The organism is Vibrio sp. V42_P2S4T144 (assembly GCF_009904715.1).
Taxonomy (GTDB): Bacteria; Pseudomonadota; Gammaproteobacteria; order Enterobacterales; family Vibrionaceae; genus Vibrio; species Vibrio alginolyticus.
The window spans coordinates 1-6369 of record NZ_WXWS01000242.1; the positions used below are offsets into that span (position 1 = coordinate 1).

A 6369-nucleotide genomic window follows, 5' to 3' on the forward strand; every position below is an offset into this window, starting at 1 on the left:
CAATATGAATAAATTTCATTATAGATATAAAATAATATGCAAAATAAAAGTGAAGCAATTACTCTAAATCATCGTGATTAAATTTTAATAGTAACGTAAAGTTGAGAATATAAACCTATTCTCTCTACAAAAATCTAGAATAATTAACCTAAAAGGAACAGAACGGTAAATGCATAATAATTCACCGCTCTCTATTAGCATTTTTGCAATGCTATTCAAGTAGACTAGTCCGCTAGTTTCACTGCAGTACCAAATGCCAAAATTTCCGAAGAACCATCTACGATTGAGCTTGTGGTAAATCGAATCCCTACTATTGCATCGGCACCTTTAGATTCAGCGTCCGCCACCATGCGCTGTATAGCAATATCACGCGCGTCGGTCATCATTTCCGTGTAACCACGAATTTCGCCGCCAACAATGCTCTTGATACCCGCCATGAGGTCACGGCCAATATGCTTTGATTGAACAACATTACCAGTTACAACCCCTCTGATTTCAGAGATCTGCTTGCCAGGAATGCTTTCGGTCGTTGTGTAGATCATTTTTAATCCCTTATAAACGTAAAAATTTATACCCAAGCTACCTTATAACTAACATAAGATGCTAACCAATAAATTGAGAAGACTGATAAACAATACTCTAAATAGCCAAGCTAAAAGTCATTTGGGTATAAATTTTAGCAATAAAAAAGGAGAGCTAATGCTCTCCTTCTCTTAATCCTAAACTGCTAATTAAAGAGCAGCTTTCGCTTTTTCAACTAGAACTGCAAATGCAGCTTTGTCGAATACTGCGATGTCCGCAAGGATCTTACGGTCGATCTCGATAGATGCTTTCTTCAGACCGTTGATGAAACGGCTGTAAGATAGACCATTTTGACGAGATGCCGCATTGATACGTGCAATCCATAGTTGACGGAATTGACGTTTCTTAGCGCGACGGTCACGGTAAGCGTATTGACCAGCTTTAGTAACTGCTTGGAAAGCTACGCGGTAAACACGTGAACGCGCACCGTAGTAACCTTTAGCTTGTTTTAGAACTTTCTTATGACGTGCACGAGCTTGTACACCACGTTTTACGCGAGGCATTATGCTTCTCCTAAACTAAACGATTGATAACTAAAAAGAATTAAGCGTATGGCAACATACGGATTACTGCAGCCACTTCACATTTTGGAAGGATTGCATTCGGACGTAGTTGACGCTTGTTCTTAGTAGTACGCTTAGTCAGGATGTGACGTTTTGTAGCGTGCTTGTACTTAATACCACCAGCAGTTTTCTTAAAACGCTTAGCAGCACCTTTGTTGGTTTTCATCTTAGGCATGATGAATAACTCCGCATTGAGTAGGTTTAATAAACAACGTAATTAGGGCGAACAAAACCCAGCCATATGCCTTTATATAAAGGAAAGCGGCTAGGTTTTAATTACTTGATGAGCCGTTAATTACTTCTTTTTAGGGGCTAGCACCATGATCATCTGGCGACCTTCAATCTTCTTAGGGAAAGATTCAACTACAGCAATTTCTGCAGTATCTTCCTTAAGACGATTTAGAACGTCAACACCGATGTCTTGGTGTGCCATCTCTCGGCCACGGAAGCGAATTGTTACTTTCACTTTGTTGCCTTCTTCAAGGAAACGCGTCAGGTTGCGTAGTTTTACCTGATAGTCTCCAATATCAGTTCCAGGACGGAATTTTACTTCCTTGATCTGGACCTGCTTTTGCTTCTTCTTCTGCTCTTTAGCAGTTTTGCTCTTCTCGAAGAGGAACTTACCATAGTCCATCACACGACAAACAGGTGGCTCGGCGTTAGGACTGATCTCAACGAGATCCATACCAGCTTCTTCAGCAGCTGCAATGGCTTCTTGAATCGATACAACACCAACTGATTCACCGTCAGCGCCTGTTAGTCGAACTTCACGAATACCACGAATTTCACCGTTGATACGGTGCGGGTTTTGTTTTACCGGCTGTTGGCCACGTCTTCCGCCTTTAATAGCTTATTCCTCCAGATTGAGCTTACGGCTAGAGATCTCGTCTTGGATGTATGCAATAAAATCATCCACTTTAAATTTACCAAGATCTTTACCTTTACGAGTACGCACTGCAATTTCGCCAGCTTCCATTTCTTGGTCACCAACAACAAGCATATACGGTACACGCTTCAAAGTATGTTCGCGGATTTTAAAGCCAATCTTCTCATTTCTCAAGTCCGCTTTAGCTCTAATTCCACTTTTTTGTAGTTTTTGTACTATTTCTTGAACATAACCTGACTGTTTATCAGTAATGTTCATAAGAACTGCTTGTTCTGGCGCCAACCAAGTTGGGAAGAAACCAGCATATTCTTCGATAAGGATACCAATGAAGCGCTCTAGTGAACCTAGAATCGCACGGTGAATCATTACCGGTACAAGACGTTCATTGTTTTCACCTACATAAGTTGCACCTAAGCGACCTGGTAGGTTGAAGTCTAGCTGGACAGTACCACACTGCCACGCACGGTCTAGACAATCGTATAGTGTGAATTCAATCTTAGGACCGTAGAACGCACCCTCGCCTTCTTGAATTTCGTATGGGATATCCATCGATTCAAGAGACTGCTTCAATGCTTCTTCAGATTGATCCCAGATTTCATCTGAACCTACACGTTTCTCTGGACGAGTAGACAGTTTCACTACGATGTTGTCGAAACCAAATGTTTGGTACGTATCGTACACCATCTTGATACAGTTTGTTACTTCTTCTTGAATTTGGCTCTCAGTACAGAAAATGTGAGCGTCATCCTGAGTAAAGCCACGTACACGCATAATACCGTGTAGTGCACCAGATGGTTCGTTACGGTGACATGAGCCAAACTCAGCCATACGTAGCGGTAGGTCACGGTACGATTTTAGACCTTGGTTGAAGATCTGTACGTGACCTGGACAGTTCATTGGCTTAATCGCGTATTCGCGGTTCTCAGAAGAAGTTGTGAACATTGCATCAGCGTATTTGTCCCAATGCCCAGAGCGTTCCCAAAGAACACGGTCCATCATAAGTGGACCTTTCACTTCTTGGTAACCGTACTCATCTAGCTTAGCGCGGATGAATACTTCTAGATCACGGAAGATAGACCAACCATTGTGATGCCAGAACACCATACCCGGTGCTTCTTGCTGCATGTGGAATAGGTCTAGTTGCTTACCAATCTTACGGTGATCACGCTTCGCCGCTTCTTCTAGGCGAGTTAGGTGCGCTTTCAGTGCTTTCTTGTCGTGGAAAGCCGTACCGTAGATACGTTGAAGCATTTTGTTGTCGCTGTTACCACGCCAGTAAGCACCTGCAACATTCAGCAAAGTGAAGTGTTGACAGAAGCTCATATTAGGAACGTGAGGACCACGACACATGTCGATGTATTCTTCATGGTGGTAAAGGCCTGGACGATCATCGCGAGATACGTTTTCGTCTAGGATTTCAACTTTGTATGGTTCGCCACGTGATTCAAACGTATCACGCGCTTCCTGCCAGCTTACTTTTTTCTTAACCACTTCGTACTTGGTTTTCGCTAGCTCTTTCATACGCTTTTCAATCTTTTCAAGATCTTCTTGCGTTAGAGATTCGTCTAAGTCGATATCGTAGTAGAAGCCATTGTCGATGGTTGGACCGATCGCCATTTTAGCTTGAGGGTAAAGCTGCTTAAGAGCGTGACCAAGAAGGTGAGCACAAGAGTGACGAACGATTTCTAGACCGTCTACTTCATCTTTAACTGTGATGATTTCAAGGCTTGCGTCTTCTTCAATTAGATCACACGCATCAACGCGGTTACCGTTTACACGACCAGCGATAGTTGCTTTTGCAAGACCAGGACCGATCGATTGCGCAACTTCCATAGTAGAAACTGGGTTGTCAAATTGACGCTGACTGCCGTCAGGAAGAGTAATAATAGGCATGCTATGTCCTTTACAGTGGTGTTGCACACCAAGCAACACATGTTATTCAAATTAGAAGCTATTTGTTGAAAATAGTTGAGAGTCAATAAAGGCCTCTCGGTAACACGAATACCGGACCGTTATCGAAAATGGGATTGTACCTAGCTCACACTTAGAATGCAAAGCGCGATTTTGTTTTGTCATAAGAACTTAACCGCAGACCCGTCACTACAATCTGATCATGCTTTTTTTAAGAGACCGCATAGCTGATGAATGGAATTGCCCCTCAATGAACTTACACAACAAATTACAATATCCCCTATTACGTGTGAACCGATACAAAGCCTAACACGCTGGGCGAGAGCTCAACGTGCGATTTAGGTATATAGTTGTTTTATAGAGTAGTTTGTATGTAGGTATTCATCATGGTCTATTTCAAATCGCGCTTTATGGTGCTTCTAAGCACCTCGATATGTTCTTTGCAAGCCTTCGCATCAAATGACTTATATGGCCCGCTGCGTTCTTACGCACAATCCCCAATGCAAGTGGTTAGTCACACCAACATACTGCGTTCAGGACATAGTCTGCCCTATGGTTTTGTCGAAGCCTATGGTTCAGGAACCGTGGCAAGTGTTTGGGCTCATACTGATGAATACGCACTGGATTATTACCACAATCAAATCGAATTAGGCAGCAAATGGCAAGTCAGCAACCGTTGGCAGTTGGAGCTCAACTATCGATGGGTCTTTGCCGCTGACAACCATTTAGATGGACTGACGAAAAGCTTCCATAAACTTTTCGGTATCGGACAAAATGGGCGGGATAAAGTAGACAGAGATCGTTTTTACATTTCAATGCCGCAATATGATGTGCTTGAAGATGATTTCGAAGGACAAACACTGGCCAATAACCTATCTACTTACTTACAGTATCAAGTGTTCCAAAATGAACATCACGGCCTATCGATTGGCGGCAGTTTGTATTTTAACGATGTGGCTCACGGCACTTTTCAAGGTAGCAGTTTCGAGCAAGGCTTCCAATTAAACTACAGCTACTTAAGTGATGCTCATGCATTTTATTCGATGATTGGCATGACTTTTCGCTCGGATGACCGTGCCTTGCTCGATCTGCCCTATCGACATAATACGATTGCCATTGCGGGTGGGTACCGTTATGCCTTAGAAGATAACCATCACCTGATGTTGGAATATCATTGGTATCAAGGGTCAACAGAAGGACCCACAGAGTTTGCTGATGCCTCTAATGAACTGGTATTGGGCTATCGATATCTAATGGAAAATTCAGCGCTTGAGTTTTTAGCCGTAGAGAACGCAAGAAACATGGATAACAGTACCGATATCGCTTTCACAATAGGATATCGGTACATATTTTCATCAAGGTGATGAGAGCTATAGATTTAGCGTTGGTGCAACTGCGGCTGCGACTTGAGCATCGGTTGCATTGATCGGCAACGTAAACGAGCGATATTGGTCACCAGCCAAGCTGAGCGAACGGTCAATCTCTGCCAAACAATGCATGACCTGCCCTTCCAGAATAAAAGAGAGCTCAATTTCTTTTGATGAGATAAAGCCGCTGTTACGGAATTCTAGCTCTTGATAAATACCAGAGCGAGAGGCAAACGAGCCACCGCGCAAAAAGCCTTTTTCAACATCGGCTTTAACCATAGTGAAGCCAGCTTGCTCGATCGCTTGAATAACCCGAGATGCTACTGGTAGTGGTTTCACTTCAATATAGTCACGGTCACGCGGATCAATTGCAAAATCAATATCTAACGTCGTCTCGACCCAAACATGACATTGATTCTTAAGTGCGCTAACCGCAGTAATTGGTGTTTCGTCATGCAGTTTTAGCTCAAACGGAACCTGCTTTTCTTCATTAGGTTGAATCACAAAAGGGTCAACTGCTTTCAATTGATCGATAGTGAAGGTTTGATAACTTACGCTATCATCCACTTCGACTTTCATTTCCGTGTTCAATTTAATCGTAATAGCATCAATTTGTTGTTCGACGTCTCCACCTTTGATATGAACCTGCCCTTTCAGCGTCGCTCCTTGAAACACGCTCATTTCGTCCAAAATGGTATCTACTTTTGCAGAGCCGATCCCCAGTGATGCTTTCAATTTTTTAAACATATTTTTCCTTTTTTAGCGACTTTTCTTCTAATAATCGTTTGTTTACACAATTGTTTTCTGCTGTGCAAGCAATAGACCACAAGAAAATGCTTGAATTCAATCATCAAGCCAAATAATGCTCAACAGCAAGAGTCATTCAGCCCTGCAATAGGATTGTTCGGTCACTAAGCGGTACATTCGTCGAGAAATGTTTGCAATTTGTACCTAAATTAAGCAGTATTTGTATAGTCAAATAAAGGAAAATGATTATGTCTGCACCACTCTACATTCAAATTAAACAATTTATCCTGGATAAAATTAAGGCTGGAGAGTG

At 42.4% G+C, this 6369-nt stretch carries 7 protein-coding genes; 1 reads left to right on the top strand and 6 read right to left on the bottom strand.

The window, feature by feature from the left end; translation table 11 throughout:
- Window positions 1-224: 224 nt before the first annotated feature.
- The 5 genes from CAG68_RS08365 to thrS all read right to left on the bottom strand — a co-directional run bounded on the left by CAG68_RS08365 (window position 225) and on the right by thrS (window position 3924).
- Complete coding sequence (locus tag CAG68_RS08365) at window positions 225-542, bottom strand: heavy metal-binding domain-containing protein (RefSeq protein WP_005377919.1); 318 nt, start codon at window positions 540-542, stop codon at window positions 225-227.
- A gap of 189 nt (window positions 543-731) precedes the next feature.
- Window positions 732-1085, bottom strand: a complete 354-nt coding sequence (gene rplT / locus CAG68_RS08370; protein ID WP_004727974.1) for a 50S ribosomal protein L20 — start codon at window positions 1083-1085, stop codon at window positions 732-734.
- A 40-nt stretch (window positions 1086-1125) separates the two neighbouring features.
- On the bottom strand, window positions 1126-1320 hold the full coding sequence (gene rpmI, locus CAG68_RS08375; RefSeq protein ID WP_005377932.1) for a 50S ribosomal protein L35: 195 nt from the start codon (window positions 1318-1320) through the stop codon (window positions 1126-1128).
- A 120-nt stretch (window positions 1321-1440) separates the two neighbouring features.
- On the bottom strand, window positions 1441-1992 hold the full coding sequence (gene infC, locus CAG68_RS08380; protein WP_080276913.1) for a translation initiation factor IF-3: 552 nt from the start codon (window positions 1990-1992) through the stop codon (window positions 1441-1443).
- Between the two features lie 3 nt (window positions 1993-1995).
- On the bottom strand, window positions 1996-3924 hold the full coding sequence (thrS, locus tag CAG68_RS08385; RefSeq protein ID WP_005395892.1) for a threonine--tRNA ligase: 1929 nt from the start codon (window positions 3922-3924) through the stop codon (window positions 1996-1998).
- A 404-nt stretch (window positions 3925-4328) separates the two neighbouring features.
- On the opposite strand from thrS, the gene CAG68_RS08390 reads away from it, so the two are divergent.
- The gene (locus tag CAG68_RS08390; protein ID WP_053303168.1) at window positions 4329-5306 is read left to right on the top strand and encodes a DUF3187 family protein; all 978 of its coding nucleotides are present in this window, start codon (window positions 4329-4331) and stop codon (window positions 5304-5306) included.
- 6 nt (window positions 5307-5312) lie between these two features.
- On the opposite strand, the gene CAG68_RS08395 is transcribed toward CAG68_RS08390, so the two are convergent.
- Window positions 5313-6056, bottom strand: a complete 744-nt coding sequence (locus CAG68_RS08395; RefSeq protein WP_158173818.1) for a sporulation protein — start codon at window positions 6054-6056, stop codon at window positions 5313-5315.
- Between the last annotated feature and the right edge of the window lie 313 nt (window positions 6057-6369).